Source organism: Acaryochloris sp. CCMEE 5410, from assembly GCF_000238775.2.
GTDB lineage: Bacteria > Cyanobacteriota > Cyanobacteriia > Thermosynechococcales > Thermosynechococcaceae > Acaryochloris.
In genome coordinates this window covers 14,997-32,998 of the sequence record NZ_AFEJ02000004.1, presented here as the reverse complement: position 1 = coordinate 32,998, position 18,002 = coordinate 14,997, and the positions used below count along the sequence as shown (strand labels likewise).

The 18,002-nt window shown below is 51.4% G+C and carries 14 protein-coding genes; all 14 read left to right on the top strand.

The features are described 5' to 3' along the window. Window positions 1–343 precede the first annotated feature (343 nt). The 14 genes from ON05_RS32385 to ON05_RS32320 all read left to right on the top strand — a co-directional run bounded on the left by ON05_RS32385 (window position 344) and on the right by ON05_RS32320 (window position 17,926). Window positions 344–577: a helix-turn-helix domain-containing protein gene (locus ON05_RS32385; protein WP_139026146.1), complete on the top strand. Its 234-nt coding sequence runs from the start codon at window positions 344–346 to the stop codon at window positions 575–577. A gap of 780 nt (window positions 578–1,357) precedes the next feature. Further along, window positions 1,358–4,765, top strand: a complete 3,408-nt coding sequence (locus ON05_RS32380; RefSeq protein WP_029315707.1) for a hypothetical protein — start codon at window positions 1,358–1,360, stop codon at window positions 4,763–4,765. Between the two features lie 587 nt (window positions 4,766–5,352). Next, a complete protein-coding gene (locus ON05_RS32375; protein WP_010480362.1) occupies window positions 5,353–5,784 on the top strand; it encodes a hypothetical protein in 432 nt (143 codons plus the stop codon). A gap of 71 nt (window positions 5,785–5,855) precedes the next feature. Further along, complete coding sequence (locus tag ON05_RS32370; RefSeq protein ID WP_010480361.1) at window positions 5,856–7,082, top strand: hypothetical protein; 1,227 nt, start codon at window positions 5,856–5,858, stop codon at window positions 7,080–7,082. Between the two features lie 36 nt (window positions 7,083–7,118). Next, the gene (locus ON05_RS32365; RefSeq protein WP_175307292.1) at window positions 7,119–7,289 is read left to right on the top strand and encodes a hypothetical protein; all 171 of its coding nucleotides are present in this window, start codon (window positions 7,119–7,121) and stop codon (window positions 7,287–7,289) included. Window positions 7,290–7,322: 33 nt separating this feature from the next. Beyond that, window positions 7,323–9,416 carry a sigma-70 family RNA polymerase sigma factor gene (locus ON05_RS32360; protein WP_010480360.1) on the top strand — a complete coding sequence of 698 codons (2,094 nt, stop codon included), beginning with the start codon at window positions 7,323–7,325 and terminating at the stop codon, window positions 9,414–9,416. Window positions 9,417–9,447: 31 nt separating this feature from the next. Continuing rightward, window positions 9,448–9,999 (top strand): hypothetical protein, encoded by a 552-nt coding sequence (locus ON05_RS32355; protein WP_010480359.1) that lies wholly within the window; start codon window positions 9,448–9,450, stop codon window positions 9,997–9,999. A gap of 12 nt (window positions 10,000–10,011) precedes the next feature. Continuing rightward, window positions 10,012–12,801, top strand: coding sequence for a hypothetical protein (locus ON05_RS32350; protein ID WP_262562598.1), 2,790 nt, complete (start codon window positions 10,012–10,014; stop codon window positions 12,799–12,801). Continuing rightward, entirely contained in the window at window positions 12,734–13,159 is a 426-nt protein-coding gene (locus ON05_RS32345; protein WP_262562597.1) for a hypothetical protein, read from the top strand. The genes ON05_RS32350 and ON05_RS32345 overlap by 68 nt, the downstream gene beginning before the upstream one ends. Beyond that, on the top strand, window positions 13,149–14,300 hold the full coding sequence (locus ON05_RS32340) for a hypothetical protein (protein ID WP_010480841.1): 1,152 nt from the start codon (window positions 13,149–13,151) through the stop codon (window positions 14,298–14,300). The genes ON05_RS32345 and ON05_RS32340 overlap by 11 nt, the downstream gene beginning before the upstream one ends. Window positions 14,301–14,307: 7 nt before the next feature. Further along, on the top strand, window positions 14,308–15,588 hold the full coding sequence (locus ON05_RS32335; RefSeq protein ID WP_010480843.1) for a hypothetical protein: 1,281 nt from the start codon (window positions 14,308–14,310) through the stop codon (window positions 15,586–15,588). Between the two features lie 28 nt (window positions 15,589–15,616). Next, window positions 15,617–16,336: a hypothetical protein gene (locus ON05_RS32330; RefSeq protein WP_010480845.1), complete on the top strand. Its 720-nt coding sequence runs from the start codon at window positions 15,617–15,619 to the stop codon at window positions 16,334–16,336. A 1-nt stretch (window position 16,337) separates the two neighbouring features. Further along, entirely contained in the window at window positions 16,338–17,786 is a 1,449-nt protein-coding gene (locus ON05_RS32325; RefSeq protein WP_010480847.1) for a hypothetical protein, read from the top strand. Continuing rightward, window positions 17,786–17,926, top strand: coding sequence for a hypothetical protein (locus ON05_RS32320; RefSeq protein ID WP_010480848.1), 141 nt, complete (start codon window positions 17,786–17,788; stop codon window positions 17,924–17,926). The genes ON05_RS32325 and ON05_RS32320 overlap by 1 nt, the downstream gene beginning before the upstream one ends. Window positions 17,927–18,002 lie beyond the last annotated feature (76 nt).

Here is an 18,002-nt window from a genome sequence, read left to right as displayed (position 1 = left end):
TAAACAGTGTGTGGTCATTCTATACAGCTCTCGATGATTTTCACCTAGACCATCTCAGGGAAAATCTTGAAAGTTGTATTTCAGGCACTACCGATCCAGGAGAGACAGTTGTCATGCTGGGGCTCCCTCACCCATCCTTGTTTATTTTGGTTGAGCAGTTGGAAGTTTCGTGTATTTGTGCTGAAACTGATCCCAATACTTGTTCTGATGCGGTGACAGCTTGGATTGTGACAACGAAAAGAAAGGCCAAAAGAGTATGAAAATACAATCTAGACGATTATCGTCTACAACCCGGTAGCTTGTCAAGCTAAATCTTCAAAGGTCATCTTTGGAGATTGAATTCTTGGCAGCAAAACGCAGGGCAAATTTATGTGGACTTCGAGTTAAAGAAGCGCGTAGAAAGCTTGGATGGAGTCAGAGCGAACTGGCTGCTGCTCTAGAGGTGGATTTTCAAATCCAATTAACACAATCTGATATCTCTGAAATTGAACGACTACAACGTAGTGTCAAAGATTATGAACTAGATGCATTTTCTAAAATCCTAGATGTTTCCGTGGATTGGTTGATGTATGGGTAAAGTGAGATCGCGGTTTTGATCGATCAGTAATTTTTGGTGTAGAATCGCGATTAAACAGTTTAGGACAAGTAACTTCAATCTTTCAGCACATTTAAATATGTGGATTAGGCTCTTACGCCAAAAGATCTTTTTTCTGCAATAAATTGTGTTTTGAACCATTGTCCTTGATGCTCTTCATACTGAAGGTTGCTTATAGAGTCAGACAACCTTCAGACTTGATAGCCTTATTCATTGATCAGGCTTTCCTATGCTTGCCTTCTTCAATCGATTGCAAATTATTATTAGTGCCTATCCACAGTGTGGGTACAGATTTATGATCGAACCATTGACAGGATGGGCTTTAAAGAGTTTGATCGATCAAACACTTATTGCTGAGGAGGTGCCGATGACAGTTTAGTTTAAAATCAAAAACCCCTTGTTAGGGGCTAAATGATGTCCGAGAAGGACGGCTATTGATAGGGATGGGGACTAACCTCTTGTTTGGCGACGGAGCAGTTAGTATCTCCCGTTTCGTGATGTCTAATTTTAAACACAACTTGCTATTAATGGCAACCGTGTACTGAAATCTAGATTACGGCTCCCTATCGCTACACATAAAAAACTTCAGGGAGTTCGTAATGAACCAATATTCCAGCACCCAGCTACGGGCATGGGAGCTAGCCCATGTCTAGCTTTCATAGCTCTGCGAGTAAACTACTCGCCACCAATCGCTCCAACCCCTGCGACCTATGCGGGGACATCACAGGCAAATGCAGAAAGGCCGATAACCTTCACCTCTGCATGACTCTCACAGGCCAAATTGCAGGCTATCGCTATCTGGGCCTAACCAAAGATGGCCTCTGGGGAAAGTTTGTCCCAGACGAAGGACAAAACATTAGCCCAAAAGAGAGGGAACGCCGATGGCAAGAACAACGGATTCTCAGAGAGCATCGTGCCCAAGCTGAGGCCCAACGTCACGCTCAATCCCTCCCCGCAATCGAACGGGACCAACACTACCGCCAGCTCCTTGATCAGCTCACCCTACACCCAGCAGATCGGGCGGACCTCCATCGTCGCGGGTTCACCAATGAGCAGATCCAATGCTGGGGCGTGAAGTCCGTTGAGCAGTGGCAATCCCTCTCTGATGAACTACCTCATACCTTGCCAGGGATTAACCTGGATGGGAATTCGCTCAACACTCCAAGACCGGGTTATCTCTGCCCCATTGTTGATGCAGATGGATTGATTGTCGGCTTTCAAGTCAGAGCAAGATCCTCTGAGGGGGGTCGCTATTACTGGCTCACAGGCAAAACTAGGAAGCGCCAAAATGGCCCCACCCCCCATCTTCCCATTGGTGAACTACCCCTAGCCATCCATCATCCAACCCAAGTCACGAGAGACGCTATCGCACTCGTTGAAGGCACAGGGGCTAAACCTCACTTGCTTGCACAGCGCATGGGCCAAGTGACCATCGGTGCAGCGGGGGGATTGTTTGCAGCATCCCCTCAAACCTTGAAAGCAACGCTAGCCCAGCTTGGGACAACAACTGTCGAGTTCTACCCAGATGCTGGGGCCATTCAGAACAAGTCGGTACTACGGCAATATCGGGCAACCTGGGCACTACTGAAGGACTGGGGTTACAGTGTTAGGGTCGCCTGGTGGAAGCAAACAGACAAGCGCATCCATCTTGACATTGATGAACTGGACGACCTTGGTCAAATTCGGTTTTTGTCAGTGGCCGATTTTGAACAGATTGCAGCTCAGTGCAACCAATTACTGCACAAGCTCCAAGACGTTCTGACCACGTTTACCCGTCCTTCATCGCCCGCTCAAGGGTTTGCCACTCCCAATGACCCACAAACCCACCCCCCTAACCCTCGCGGAACGAAGCGAACTGCACCAGATGACGAGCGTCTTGCAACGCTGCCTGCAACAAGCCGTCGAGCTAAACGATCCCGTCGCCGCACTGCACGACTCCTTGCAGCTCATCGAAGACATGGATATATTTCTAGATTTCGACTGGAAAATTATCGAAGACGCATTAGAAGACGTACAGCACAATCAGCAAACTCCAGAAGCAGCAGCTTACAAAGCTGCCCTGGAGATAACGGGACTCTCGAAACAACAACACCTCTAGTCCATGAATACGAGCCGGGTCAGCGACTCCAGACCTGGCAAACCCTCATCTCATCAGGATTCCCCTACATCCTTGACCAGTCCCAACCCGGTACTGGGAAAAGCTACGATTCTGGGAACGTTACCCCCATTGGCTTTGGAGTTGAGCAGGTTATTTACCTTTCAGACCAACACCGCAATCCCACCGTATCAACATTAGAACAAGGAAATGGCTGGTGTGACCTAGAAGCACGGCATGGAGGACTCAATCGGGTCAAGAATCGACTCCAACGATCTGCCAAAGGGGATGCCTTCGCTGTTCCCGCTAACTGTAGCCGCATTGGAGTTCTCAATGCTCTACGGGACAAGAACATCCCTGGAGCAGATACCGCCAGCCTTATCTGTGGCACCTGTATTGCCAGAGAAGCCTGCATCAATGCCGATGGGCCAGGGTATGGTTTTTTGAACCAACGGCGCAATGTCTTAGGTGCGCCTCTGCTGAGGGCACATCCTGACTCATTGCCAGATCCAGAGGATTACCCCCTGGAAAACACCATGCTGATCTGGGATGAACCCGGTCAGAACTTCCAGGTCAAACAGTCCGTGACCGTTACCTTCAATGACTTGCAGCAAACCATTTCAGGTCTGATTAGCTATCCTGAAATCTTTGCCCTGGTACAGCCCCTACTCTCAGCGTTGCTGCCCTTAATGGATGGTTCGGAGAAGTTAGGGAAATATGGCTTGAATCACTTAGCCGTCAAAGGCCGTCTGCCTGACATGGCAGGGGTAAAACTGGGGGAAATCGCTCAGCTTCTATCCCCCAACCTAGGTTTTCTCAACACCACCTCAGACTATGGGGTGGATCTTGCTGATCTACCCAAGCAACTTCGCAAAAAGTTCTCTGAGCGAGACTCAGAGATGGCCGAGCAGGCCCGAAATGGTGTGGTCAAGCAATGGCTCGTTCCTCTAATCCGCATCTTGCAGGGTGGCTCTGGATGCATCCAAGTCAGCCGCTATGGCCTTTTGACCCTCAATACCCCCAACCCACGACATCGAGACTTAGCCCAAGCTGCCCAAGCCAACGTTTTCCTTGATGCCACTCTATCTCGTGAAGACTTAGCCCTAAAACTGGGCTGCTCTCCCGATGAAATCTTAGTGGTGCGCCAAGCCGTCCCAGACACCGGAAACCTGGAGGTGATTCAGGTGAAGGACATGGGGCGAGTGGGCATGAGTCGAGGCGGGGATCAGACCAAGCGCATTGGGGCCTTAGCCCAGCATTACCAAGATTTGGATGCAGTGAATACCCGAACGATTGACTTCAAGAAGTATGAACAGGATGGGGCTTGGTGGCGAGATAGCCGAGGGGTCAATGATTTCCTCACAGTCCAAACCCTAGTCCTCGTAGGCACTCCCTGCCGTAATCTCAATGACTTGGCTGCTGAGTTTGCCATTGTCTGTGGATACTACCCAGAAGACGATGACCCAGCATTCATGGCATTTATTGACCGCTCCATCCTCGCGGAGATTCACCAAGCCATCGGGCGACTGAGGGCACATCGACGTCCGAATGAATCCCTGCAAGTCATCCTGATTTCCAACATTGAAATGGACTCCTTCGTCCAGGAGGTCCAAGCCAAGGATCTGACGATTGAAGCAGCCCATAAAACGGAGCGAGTGCAAATCGCCATTGAGTCGGCCATCCTCCAGCTCCAAGCTAAGGGCGAGAAGGTCACTCAGCAAATCGTTGCAGGTATGACCAAAATCCCCAGAGGCACGATTGCGCGATACTGGCGTCTGTTCACTTCGCTATTAGAAGGTTTAAATAGCAAAATGAACAATTTAAGCAATGCTCAAAATCCAGACCAAGAAACCCATCAAGCGATTGCGGGTGTTCTAGATGAGCTGGCGGATCTGCCCATCACTGAGCTGCTACCGAGTCTCAATGAAGTGTTCTTTGACTGGCTCAAACCTAAGGAATGGAGTTCGGTATGGAGTGAAATCAGCGCATCGGGCCAGATGGCGATTTTGGAGGGGTTAGCAATGACGTTGCCCGTAAAGATGTTGAAGACAGCGGTGCCAGAGCTGGCGGCATGAGGGGGTGCTTGGTATCACTTGATACGAAATACAGGTAGATCCTGAAGCTTCATTATTATTTTAAAAACTGGATATTCAGTGGAACGTTTTATGTCGTCTGAAGTGATAGCAATTCGCTTTCATTTCAGAGTTGATATTGTCACTATCAAGGCTAGAAGTAACAGTTAGTGAACAAGATGACTAAATCTGAAGAATTCCTGAAGTACATCTATAGCAAGGATTCTATGACTTATCGCTTGTCAGTTAACTGGTTGTAAACCGAAAATTATTGCTGATTGTAACGATTGATTTGGAGAAAACGAATCGTTAGGGTTAGAGTATTGCCGAGTGAATAAACAAGTTATTCATTCGCCTGAGTTTTTTACTTCCGTACTCTATCTACCGCCCAATAAAAAACAGCAAAGGTCTAGCCTTTGCCAAGCTTGCTTTTTAGAAGCCAATTCTAACGGGAATCCCTGACAGGAGTCCTGCCTGTTTCTGTATTGCACAGAAATAATCCTTAGTTAAATTTGCAAACCACGGCCTGCCTGCAAGTACCACCGAGCGACAAGCCGTGATCCTCAGCTCCTTTGACAGGAGTGATTACTATGTTAACTACAACTATTGATTCCGGGAAATCCCGTGGAGGCAACAACGACCTCCAAAGCTCTGATCAGCTTGATTCACAGGTGATTCAGGAATATCGAGAGATTTATCTTCAGATTGCTGTAAAAGTCCAAAGTTTGATGTCTATGGGTGTAGGCGACACCTACGACAAGCTTTATAACTTGGGTTGCGAACATCCACCCTTGAGTTATCGAATTGACCTCATGGTTAGCTATGAGCTTCGCCTTTGTGGCTATTCCAAAGACGATCAGGTCAATATTCTATATCACGGCCCCTATATCCAGTCCCAGATGCTGCATCACCATCTCTCTGAGCGTGGAGCCAGGCACTATATTCGTCAACGGCTTGCGATTGCCCCACCTCCATCCCTGGAGCCGAGACAAGCTCAACCCACTCCGATGACTGCTGCATAGGTAGCAATTGTCGGAGTCTTGTTTTTAAAAACCAATCAAGAGAGAGCATTCACGCCACAAGGAGAAAGAGAATGCAGACCGCAATTGCAAAAATTGGAGATGCCAGCCTCCTGGTTACCCCAGACGGTAAGCCCGTCCCCCACAAAGATGCAGAGCAACCCACCTTCCATATCCAACCTCAACTTTTTAATCCTTATTGCGATATCGGCCTGAGTGATATTTCCCTGGTTGGAGCCACTATCGCTCCCCATGATTCCACTGAACCAGTCTCAGTCTTACCCAAAGACGTGATGATTCGACAGCCCTATCCCAACGAAAACTACTACATCGCGGGGACGGCTGAGCGGAAGATGGGATGGGATATTCCGCTGGATTTAGATGCGACTCCACAATGGTTGGATCTGACTTGGGAGGTGCAAATGCCTTCAGACTTAGAACACCCAGTTTTAACGATTTACCATCGATTTACCTTAGAGTTTATCCTTACCCAACAAGGCCAAGTATTCTCGATGGATCAGGCCAATACTTTTTATGATCCGAATGCCCGCACCATCAGCCATATCAGTCTCAACCATATCGACGACAGCTTTACCAAAGGCGACAAGTCCTTTAAGTCCTACCGGATGGATTACCCTCATGGCTTGGCGTTCTATCAGACCTTAATCCTCAACTCTTGTGCCTGGTCAGACCTGATCTGCACCGCCCAGGAGGACGTTATCTTATTGCGGGATATTGAACCTGCTCAAAGCTTCCAAACTCACATTGACCTACATCGCCAGAATGCTTGCATTGAAATTCCAGCGGCTGTTTTCCATCAAGCTATCTGTGACACCCAGGTTGAGGTCGATTTTGAGATCGGAGAATATGATTGTTCTCCTGGTCTTCAACGGCTTTGTCGCTGGTGGAACGAGAATGCTCCCATTTTAGGAACCCGCAGAGCTGCCTTTATTGCGCTGTGGTGTCGTGTAGAAGACGATGATTGGTATTGGTCCGGTTGGGACGAGTGCCCGGAATGGGGTATGGAAAATATTCAGCGGTATGGCCTTCAAGACCGTTGTGCCCGATGGGGTGACTTTGTAATTCTGGAGTTTTTCCCACGTCAAGTAAGCCGACTAGAGGTTGCCCAAGGAGCCTCGACCGAAATTCTAGGCGTAGATGGCAAAGGTTATACCGATACGGGGCTTGCGCGTGAGGACGTGGATGAAGCCTATCACGCCCATTATTCACTCCAAGCCTTCCCCAAGCGATTCCCCTTTGCCTGGGAAAAACTGAAAGCCGCAGTCCATCCCCCTACATAAAGTCCACTCACTTCAGCCTTGCATGGAGGACGAACCATGATCGATAGAACCGATTCAGACCATAACCTTCAGCCAGACCCAATCCTTAGCCACACCCAGATATGGGGAAAAACGGGGCATGGCAAGGTCGCTCTTGCAATCTCAGACGACCTATCCCCAACACCCAGCCACCTCAAGATTAACTTCCATCCAAAACCCTCTCGCTAATTCCAGTCACCCTCTTGTAGGAGGTCTGACCTAATGACAACCGCTACGATTGCTAGCTCCTTCTCAGACGGAATCCGTCTACCCGAATATCTCGTTCAGCTCTTGCACCGTTTCCCGATTCCCGACCCAGAGCAAGAGCTGGAGCTGATCCGCAAAGCCAAGCGAGGCCATGAGAACTCCTTGTCTTGGTTGATGATTGGCCATGTTCGTTTAGTCTCCAAACTCGCTAAGCAATACGCTTGGACTCTGGATGATGCCCAAGACCTGATCCAAGAGGGGATGTTAGGCATCCGTCATGCCGTGCGAAAATTCGACTCTACGAAAGGATGTAAGTTCTCCACCTATGCTAGAGGTTGGATTAGAGGGTATATCCGCAGATTCTGCTATAAAAACAGACCCAAGCAACTGAGACTTCCTGAAAAAAAACAGGTCCATCTCGATAGGGTTTATAGGCTCCAAAATCAGTTTCCTGATGCCAGTCTGGAAGAGATTGCCCAAAAAGCGAATCTAGAGCTGGAATATATAGAGGATTTGCTCTATTGGGGTCGTTCGTTCCAAGAAATCCCAGATTGGCATGAGTTTACGATTAATGACGAATCATTCTATATAGATGAAGACGATTACGATGAGTATTTTGATTTTGAGATTGAACCTAAGACAAAGACAAATCTCGTCCTAATCAAAGCACCTCCACCTTTTATTCCACCGAAATATCAAATCCCCATCCATCTCCTCAAGCAGTGGTTCCGGGTGGGCCTGGCTCAGTTCGTGAATGCAGCCAAAGGCTCAGTCGAAGCCGTTCGACTGGGATTTTCCCAAAGTATCAGTAGATATTCCCCATCAACAGAACAAGAAGTAGGTCAGGAGCGAGTAAACCTCAATACCTGGCCTGCTTCTCTTTCCTTCTGCTACGAAAACAGTATTACTCCTTCCGCTTATTCCCAGCATCCTCCTCAAACTCCCTCCATCGCTACAGAGTCCCTTCCTACCAAAGCTATTGCATTAGTCAAAGGAGTTATCACCCATGCTCAGGAATCTCTTTTGGTTCTTTGTGGGGGTTGCAGTGACGGGCCTACTGATCGACCGAGGCATCAACCTTCCCCAGCGGATCAGCGATGCCGTGGATTGGGAGAGCTTGGAACGATTGGGCGAGGACATCTGGGATTCGGCCCAGCAGTAACCGAGTTTATCCACAGACCATTAGCGACGATATCTCAAAGCATTCGAGGATTTCCATCACGAGCTGGCCCTGATACCAGCCAACAACCACAGCGAGGAGCTGTCTTTGATAGCAACCCTCCTCCCGAACAGACGCACTTGCCAAGGAAAAACGCCATGTATAAAACCATTGCCGCATTTATAGCGGCCTGGTTGGGGCTGCTTATCTCCCCAGCCACAGCGGAAACCATCAAGATAGCGCCCGGTCATGGTCACCTGATTGACCTCACCTCTAGCGGGTGCCGGGTCTCCAAAGCCTATATGGGAACGAGGGGAATTTTTGACCTGAGCTTAGATCAGCCCCAACCCCAGACCCAGAAGATTTACCTGACCTGGAAGCCTGACACCCAGGTGAAATCGACGAACTTAATCCTAGATTTAGTGGGCTGCAACCGCTCCTCAATGGAGCTGGTGATTAACCGATCTGATGGGGTTCCGAAAACCGCCATTACTCGGATTGGAGCGCCCACCCCTATTGCTCAACCCCCTGAGCAATCGCGAGTCTTCACAGGTCGCCTGGGTCAACCACCTGAGAGGACTCGCGTTCATCCAACTACGACAGCGGTCCAACCTTTGACCCTGCAACCTAGAACTCAAGTCCTGCCCAAGCCTAATACCCTTAAACGTCCCCCCGTGCGGCAGATTTCGCTATCCAGACAAACGAAGCCTGTTTCTGTGGCTAAGCGTAACGTGTCCGATATCCGTATCACTCCAGCAACGCTTTTAAAGGGTCTAAACATCGCTAGAGCGTCAGGCAACCAGACGTATCGCTATCGCTCGGAAATGCATTGGCGAGTTAACGGCATGATTCGCCAGATGCGTTGGGGGAAGTCTCCAGAGGATGCGGCAAAGCTAGCCAAAATCTCTCCTGACCAACTCCAGACCTTACTCAACTACGCCCAGCAATAACAGCACTACTGACCCATAAGAGGCAACTCCCATGAAACGACTCAAGATCCTTTACGATAAAACCTCAAAACAGCCCTGGTGGTTTGGCTATAGTGGCTTTTTCATCATCGGCCTGATCTACAATCTGCCTTGGCTGCAAGCGACCTCCGTAGCCTGTCTTGCCATCACAGCATCAGCCGTCGCTTGGCGCAAAACTATCCGCAGATCCCCCCATGTCCTTGCGGGCCTGCAAACCGTGAGTATCACCATCGGCTATCAACAATATGCCCAAGCTCAACTGAACGTCCCCGATTCCGTCTGTAATGGCTTCGACGTTATCCCAGGCTTTGGGAAAGCCATGATTGGGGGCTTGGGTTGGCTGAATGTTCAAGGGTTCTCCTTAGCGGGAGCCGTCTGTGGGATTGGCTGGCTGATCCTCGCAGGTGTGGTTCTCGGTGCCATTGGCTTTGCGGGTAAGAACAGCTTGGGCCACTCTCATCATGGTGGCGATATTCAAGAGATGTCCCGTCCCGTGGTCGGTTTGCTGTACTTCATCATCGTCATGATCATGATTGGTGCCCTGATTTTCGCGGCAACCCGATAAAGGAGGACAGCTATGGATTTTGAAGCCGTAAACGAAGGTCAAACACGGGATATCCTCTCCGTGAACACGATGCTAGACGGTATACCCGTCTTTTACCTGGGAGCATCCATCGCCGTTTTGGGGGTGGGTTTTGCCGTCTTAATCAAATTTGGGTTTTTACTGGCCGTCCTCTTTATCGCCTTAACGAGCGTCGGCATCATTTTTGTCTTTGGCCGCAGTCCCTCCAAACAGATGGAGCGGGTGGGTAAGCCCACGACCTACATGGACGGGCGACCGTCCCTCAAGTTCGACAACGTGGGGATGCCCGTCATGGCAAAGGCCAAGAAGACAGACCCCCTGAGACGAATTCAGGATAACTTCTGCCTCAAGACCTATGGGCAGTTTGAATTTGAGGGAGCCACGATTGGGTTCCATCTCCATCACTGGAATAGTCGAGAGATCAAAATTGCGTTTATGTTTGACGTGCTGGGATTGGACCCGACCGTCACCCCCGCTCAATCCAAACAGCAGCTCAATAAAAGCAACCAGAAGATCTGCCATCTTGGTGGCACCGACCTCAAAGCGATTTTGGATATTAGAGCAGACTGCTCAGGCCCTTTGATTGCGACGGCCACCTCCCTAGGGAAGGCCACGGATGCCCTGACCACCGCTCAACTGCAATCTGACGCCGAGAACCTGCAATCCCTAGAAGCTGAGGGTCGCATCGCCAAATCTCGCCTGCTCTACCAAGCCAAATGCCGGCTGCGACTGGGGGGAGACTATGACACCCCGGACTCTCCCGCTGATGTGGTGTTTGAGTGGGTCTCAGGCTTTTGGAATGACACCGTCGCCCAAAAGGTCATGGGGGAAGCCTACCAGTCCAAAGAGCAGTGGGAGAAAGCCATCTTTGCCGCCTATACCAACTCCTATAGGCGGATGACGAGGATGCTCACGGGCGCAGAAGGCTTAGGTCATAAAATTCAGCCCCTCACGGCCCAAGAGCTATTTGATTGGGATTACGCCGAACTGCATGAAGAGAGCATCCCCATCCCCCAATACACTCGCTATGATGACCTGGGCTTAGATCCCAATCCAGTAGTCAGTGAGCATCACCTCCATAGCCTGGGGGTTCTGTTTGAACCCGAGAAAGGGAAACCCGCTGTTCCTCAATTCGGTGAAAGCCTCGCCTACCTGCCCAGTAAAGGGAAGTATGTGGGCGCACTGCGGTTTGAAGGACTTAGGACCATCCCCGAGGTCCAAGATTCCACGGAATTGGGATTTATCAAATTCCTGTTTGACACCCTCGCCACCCCTGGAGAACTGTTCTTGGATGCTCGTGTTGTCACCGAACTGCTGCCCATCAAATCCGGGCTGACCCGAGCCATCCTGGAGCAAACGGGGCGGAACTCCATCCGCAAGATGGGGGATGCCGCCCAGCGTAAAGAACTGAACCCCATTGCCTTAGAACGCCTTGAAGAAACGAAGAAAAACCTAGAGTGGATGAACAACGGCAATCGTCCCTTTTGGGTCGCCTGCGCCATCTTTCTCTATCGGGATTCCGTAGACCAACTCAACCTCGACCTGGACGCCTTAGCCCAAAAGCTAGAGGGGACCAAAGCCGTCAAGATTACCCAGAAATTTGAGCATCACTGGTGTACGAGCCTCGCCATCAGTGCCGCCCCCATGCTCACCCTGCCGGGAGGGGGCAATCACCTGTATAAAACCATGTCGCCTAGAGTGCTGCCCACCCTGCCCCAAATCCATCCTGCCCCGATGGATCGTCGGGGGGTGTTGCTCATAGGTTATGACCTTCCGATTCCCTTCTACCTCGATCTAGCCCACACCTTCCCGAATCACACCCTCGTCACCGGGAAAACGGGGGCAGGCAAAACCATGCTGATGCTGGAGATGACCAGCTACTGTCAGCGGGAAGGGATGAATGTTGTCGGGTTTGACTTCCCACCCCCCACGGGTAAATCCAGCTATGAACCTTATATGGCAACTCAAGAGCAGATCAATGTGTCTTCCACCTACCAGCCCGTGGACAAAGCCACCATCAACGTCATGGAGACGCCCGATGTCTCCTGGATTGATGATCTGCCCAAACCCGGTGAACCAGGCTATGACTCTCAGCAGCCGACCCACGAGGAAGCCTGGAAATTTATCAAGCGTAATAAGCTCCGTATCCTTAAGGCCATTGCCTTGGGAGAGGCGGGCCAGTCCAGCCCAATGGAGGATTTGCTAATTGAGCGGGCCTTAGGTCTTTGCTTTGACGCATTCCATCAGGCCAACTTAGAGCGCTATACGAAAGCTTCTATAGCTCCCTTTGGTTCCGAAGAAGCGGCACAGATGCCCATTTATGAGGAGTTCGTTGCTTTTGCCAAAGGTTGGCTCAAGCAGTATATCCAAGACAATGACTGTGGCCCAGACTTACAGCGCACCTTTGAGAACCTGCAGCTGCTCCTGGAGGGCGTCATCCCCACGGCATTAGGCGATTCCATCAATGGCATCAGCTCCTTTGACGCCAACGTGGATGCCCTAATCTTGGGATTAACCAACGTGGATAACGATAGTGACTCCCTCGTGTATGGGGTGGCGGGGTTTGATCTGCTAATTCGCAAAGCCATGAATGGCAAACGCACCCTATTACCCGTGGATGAAGGCTCGGAACTACTGACCCGTCCCATCTTTGCCGAGATGGGACGGGTCTCTCGCCAACTCAGGCCGCAAGTGGCAGTGCAACATCCTTATCGGGATGACAGAGGTAGAAACCCTGCTGAATTCAAGCTGTTCGTCCAAGGTTGTCTCCAACCTCCAGAATAAGTTTGTCAGCCACGTCAACAAGTATGCCCGTGAGCAGTTGGTCTCAGAATTTGGGTTCCAGGCCGAGATCCTTGAGAAATTTGAGCATGATTCCTTCAAAGCATCTGAGACTCTCCAGCAGTCCCACTGGTGCTGGCAGCGAGACTCCCGACAACTGATCGTCACCCATAACCCCAGTAACTTCACCTTGGGGGTCGGTGCGAACCAAGGAGAGCAAACCAAAGCCCGCAACCGGGTGATGTCTCGCTATCCTGATGACCCCGTCGCGGGATTAGTGGACTTTGGTGATCAGCTCTCCCAGGCCAACAAACAAGGGATTGAGGTTGAAACCATTGGAGTGGAAGACCATGCAGCCTAAACCTTTACTGATAACTCTGGTGCTGTCAGTTCAAGCCACCGTCATCACTGTCCCTGCCTATGCTCAGGTCTCTTATGACGACCCAGTGATTAGTGGCGATATTACCTTACCGACCACCACCACACCCACCACCTTCCCTGACGTGTCCATCCCCACTGGAGATGTGACGATAACCAAGGATAATCCTCTAGATACGGCCACCTATACGGAAGTGCCCACGGCTCAGCTCCCTAGTGGTCTCCTCGGCACGGTATTTAATGTCCTTGGACCTAAACAAAAACCTGGACAAGCGAGGGTTATCAATGAGACCCAGCGCAAGCTGCTTAAGGTCTATGAGTATGGACAGAAAGCGCTTAATGCCTACAAGGTAGGCCGAGCCATTTATGACGCAATCGATAACTTCTCCTTGAAGCGGATCCTAAGTGGGTCCATCTCTACCGTCCTCTCCGAGTACGACAAGTTGGGCACCAATGGCACCAGCGGGAGCCAGCAAGGAGGCAGTGGATCTGAGGACCCCATTTATTCAGATCCCCAAGACCCCTTTCAGGTGTATACCCAAGCCCGCAACAACGAAGCTCGAAAAGCCTTACTCCCCCAACTAATGACTCAGCTCGTCTTCTCTGAGGATGGTCAAGCCCTGATTCAGCAGCAGGGGGAGCAGGTACAGCAGTCCGTGGTTAACACCATTGAGTCCACACAAGCCCTCGTGCAGCTCAGTGCCGCTAGCAAAGAGCAAGCCACGGCGGGGGCTGAGATTGCCACCTCTGTTGGGGAGACGGGCCAGAAAGCCCAAACCCTCAAGTCTTCCCAAGCGGTCCTCAAGTCTCTCACCGCTCAAAACAGCCTGATGGCTCAAGGAACCGCAACCAATGGAGCCATACTGAGCAACGTCGTATCGGGTCAAGAACAACAGAAGCGGTCCTCAGATGCCCTCGTAGTTGGCTCTGCCCTTGCCCATCAGCAGCGCACGACGGGGCTGCACCTAAGCGCCTCAGAACTCACTCTCCAAGAACAAATCCGAGCTGAACTGGAGCTATACAAAGATGAACGACACCGTGCCCAAGACCAGGCTGCTCTGCGGGAACAGCTTAGCTTCAACTACCTCTACATTCCTGGCTTATATTCAGAGGCCGCTCCCTAGAACGATAGTGTCCGTCATCGGTCTCACCCTACTGTTTATCGCCTTGGGTGAAGTGTCAGCCCATGCCATTAATGAGGACCTCGACCCTTCCGTTGGTGTAGATCTGCTGCGGGAGTCCAAGATCCGCATGTTTGAGACCTCTCAATGGTGGGATGCCTTATGGGAGGACATCCTTGGAGATAACCCCCGGACAACCGTCAATAACAAGGCGATGTTTAGCATCCTGCTGCCCTTTCTGCTCGTGGCCTGCCTCGTGCTGATGGCGAGAGCAGGGATGAGCTTTTTGAGTGGTGAAACCCATCGGATTGTCTTGCAGCAGATCGTCCCCATCGTCTTGCTACTGGCCTTTACCCTCAACTATGGCTGGGGGGCGAAAGCCGTGGCCTGGAGCTTTCGGGAGGTGGCGAATCGAGGGAGCGAACTGATCCTCGATTCCCAGTGGGCGGGGCTAGTGGTCCGGGATGCCCTTAAGGACAAGATTCATGCGTCCTCAGCGATAGCCGAATATAACCGTCAGTCTGCGAGCTGTTCTCGTCTGCCAGCGATCACCCTCAGAGACCCCGCAGCCGCTGCTTCCGGTAAAGGGCTAGACCAGGTTCAAACCCCGAAAGTGCAAACCGCCGTGCGCTGCTTGGAGTTGTTGGCCCAAAAGCTGGAACGGGATGAGGCTGCCATCAAGAAAGACTGCCCGAGCTGTGAGACGGCTCTGGAAGTGATTGAGAGTCGTAAGAAAGGGATTCAAGCCGATCTAGGCCGCATTAGTGCCGCGATATTTAACACCTTGAACCCCATCGATGACGCCATACATGGCTTCAACGTGGTTAAAGAGAACACGGTGCGGACCGTCTCTATTGAAGGTCCCCTCCAGATCCAATACTGGTTTGTCTCCGGCCAAGAACTGGCCTTGATGCTGGCTGGGATCTTAGCCCCGATCATGATCATCTATTCCACCCTACCGATAGCCGGTCATAAGTGGGCAGTTTTGCAGTACCTGAAAGCCCTGGTCATTATTGCCCTTGTGCGATTCGCCTATATCTTCGTGATTGGGTTTGGGGCGATCTATCTAACGGATAACCCCATCGCGGATCAAGGAGCCGCCTTTGCCACCTTCTTAGGCTATGTCGCCCCTGCGGTCGCCACGGCTGCGGTGACGGTGGGGGCATTAGCTGCATCAGGGGTCTATACGGGAGCTGTGGTGACCACCGTGGGAGCAGCTGTAACCGTTGTGTCTTCCGCTGCCTTATCCGCGAGTTCAGCCGTCACCTCCAGAGCCTTGAGAAATCGATAACAGCCCCTCATTCCCAATTGCAAGACCCATGCTAAAACTCCAAGATCCGACCGACACCCACAAGAAGCAACGCCCCTATGTGCTGTATGCGATTTTGGGGGTGTTCACCCTCAACTTCTTTTCAAGCTGTGGGGCTTTCTTGTCCAGCTCCCGCAGTGCCCAACTCGCATCAGACCAGTCCACCATCTATGTTCAGACCCAGGACGATGAGACCGTCCAGGCCCAAAAAGTGGACCCCTTGCACCGGGAGGAAGAACTCCTGAGAACCTATGCCTATGAACTCGTCAAAGTGGGTTGGACCTGGAATGGGGGCAGTCCTCCCAAGAAGCATAACGACCACATTTATCCAGGGGAGCTGTTTGCCGTAGCCCAGTCCATCGACCCCCTGCTTCGGGATGGCTGGCTAGAGATTGAGCATCAGAAATATGAGAAAGCTCAGCAGCCGATCCAAGAATACCTGTCGGGCCAATGGCAGAGCGTCGTTGAGATTAAGCGAGATACGGATATCCATCTCACCCAGACCAAACCGGGTCAGTGGCAGATCCATGTGATTTCCATCCGCACCCATCGGTCTAAGGACGGTAAATCCTTCCCGGAGAAATTGAATAAAAAGCTCGTGGTTGAGGCAGTGATACCCACGCAAGGGGAAGCCCAGCGACTGTTTGGAGATAGCTATAGCCAACTCAACCACCTGATCACCAAGTACCAGAATCACGGCCTGATGATTACATCAATGGAGGATTTCTAAGATGAGCGACATCAAGACCAAGAAAGAAGCCCTAGCTGCGATTAACAAGACTAAGCCCAAGGCCAAACCAACCCAGCCAGACCCAGCACAAGAACAACCCCAAGAACCTGTTTCCGCCACCCTGCAAGACTTCCATTTACCGGAACTGACCCATGAGTTTGATGCCCAGACACCGACCAAGACAAGACGACGGCTACCCATCCAGATTGGAGTGATTGGAGGGAGTATCTTTCTGATTCTGGCGGTGGTTCAAGCCGTGACATCAGGGAACAGTGATTCTCCCAAGCCAGCGGTTGCCACCAGGCCCCAACCCACGATTGGGATGCCAGAGGATGACAAGGATGCCATTATCAAGAGCCAAGCCGTCCAAATTTCTGAGCTAAAGCAGAAGTATGAAACGGGGAATGTGACCGATGCTCCGGGCCAGAACAAGCTCACAGCGGTTCCCCAGAAGCCGATAGTGGTGCCGAAGACAACGCCAGCCCAGCCCAACCGCAGACCGCCCAGTGCAGTCCACCGCGTCTCACGACCGATTCAGGTCCGTCGGTCTGTACCCCCATCTCGCCCTCGGATCGTTTATCGCAATAGACCTGCTCCCAAGCCTGCGGTTGCCGCTAGACCTCCTGCACCGAGACCTCAACCCGTCGCCCAAGCCCCCAAGCCTGCTGCTAACTTTAGCCTTGCCCAGCAGTCGGCCTTTACTCCGAAGCCCGTGCAGCCTGCTCGACCTGTTACGCCCAAGCCCATTCGTTCCATCAAGGTATCCACCTCTCACCCCGTCCGTAAACCGATTACCACCAAGCCCGTTGCTAAGGCCCCTCCACCCCAAGGAATACTGGTGGCTTCTTTGACGGGAGACTTGCTGGAAGATAATCAGGTATCCGATGTACCCACTGTCCTCTACCCCGCTAGCAGTAGTCCATTGGGTAAAGGACTGATTTCCCCAGGCACCACAGCCAAGGCGAAGCTGGACAATCCGATTACCTGGATACCCCAGAACAGTGACGCGATCATCGGTCAGCGGTATCTGTTGACCCTCAGTGAAGACTTAGGGGCAATGGCGAAGAAAGGCTCAAAAGTGATTGCTGAGGTGACTAGTGCTGAGGGCGACTTTTTGAGTATGCAAGTGGTGGAAGTCAATCAGCAACCCATTGAGCATGTCAATCTCACGGATGAATCACCAGACGGCAGAAAGACCCCCGTTGCGGTTGTCCAGTATAAGCAGTCCCCCTATCTGCAAGCCAAGCTCAAAGGCCAGGGAGAAGGCTTTGGCAACAAACTGCTCAGGGTAGGTCTCAATGTAGGCATTGACCAGCTTCGTTCTAGCAGTGTGGGAGATAGAGCCTCATCCCTCGTGAGTAGCTTTGCTCCCAATCGGTCTAGTCGTTCTCGAAATGGCCTCTATCACTTCGATAAAGAGGTGGAAATTTACTTTGTGGAGGGCGTTTGATGAAAGGTTGTCTTGTCATGCTCCTGATCGTCCTCACACCGTTCCTGTTTCTTGCAGGCCCCATCGGTTGGATCTTGGGGATTATCGCCTGGATCTTGCTGCTCAAGGACTCTGGAAACGACTCAGGAGGTAATCAGTGAGCTTCTATTCGCTGAGCTGTAGATCGTCAATCAGTCACCTTTGATTTTCCCTTCTGGGATGGACAGATAGCGGCTC

Bases quoted from the DNA above. Each gene is read 5' to 3' on its own strand.
- ON05_RS32380 (WP_029315707.1), top strand. From the start codon at position 1,358: ATGACTCTCACAGGCCAAATTGCAGGCTATCGCTATCTGGGCCTAACC.
- ON05_RS32375 (WP_010480362.1), top strand. From the start codon at position 5,353: ATGTTAACTACAACTATTGATTCCGGGAAATCCCGTGGAGGCAACAAC.
- ON05_RS32370 (WP_010480361.1), top strand. From the start codon at position 5,856: ATGCAGACCGCAATTGCAAAAATTGGAGATGCCAGCCTCCTGGTTACC.
- ON05_RS32365 (WP_175307292.1), top strand. From the start codon at position 7,119: ATGATCGATAGAACCGATTCAGACCATAACCTTCAGCCAGACCCAATC.
- ON05_RS32360 (WP_010480360.1), top strand. From the start codon at position 7,323: ATGACAACCGCTACGATTGCTAGCTCCTTCTCAGACGGAATCCGTCTA.
- ON05_RS32355 (WP_010480359.1), top strand. From the start codon at position 9,448: ATGAAACGACTCAAGATCCTTTACGATAAAACCTCAAAACAGCCCTGG.
- ON05_RS32350 (WP_262562598.1), top strand. From the start codon at position 10,012: ATGGATTTTGAAGCCGTAAACGAAGGTCAAACACGGGATATCCTCTCC.
- ON05_RS32345 (WP_262562597.1), top strand. From the start codon at position 12,734: ATGACAGAGGTAGAAACCCTGCTGAATTCAAGCTGTTCGTCCAAGGTT.
- ON05_RS32340 (WP_010480841.1), top strand. From the start codon at position 13,149: ATGCAGCCTAAACCTTTACTGATAACTCTGGTGCTGTCAGTTCAAGCC.
- ON05_RS32330 (WP_010480845.1), top strand. From the start codon at position 15,617: ATGCTAAAACTCCAAGATCCGACCGACACCCACAAGAAGCAACGCCCC.
- ON05_RS32325 (WP_010480847.1), top strand. From the start codon at position 16,338: ATGAGCGACATCAAGACCAAGAAAGAAGCCCTAGCTGCGATTAACAAG.
- ON05_RS32320 (WP_010480848.1), top strand. From the start codon at position 17,786: ATGAAAGGTTGTCTTGTCATGCTCCTGATCGTCCTCACACCGTTCCTG.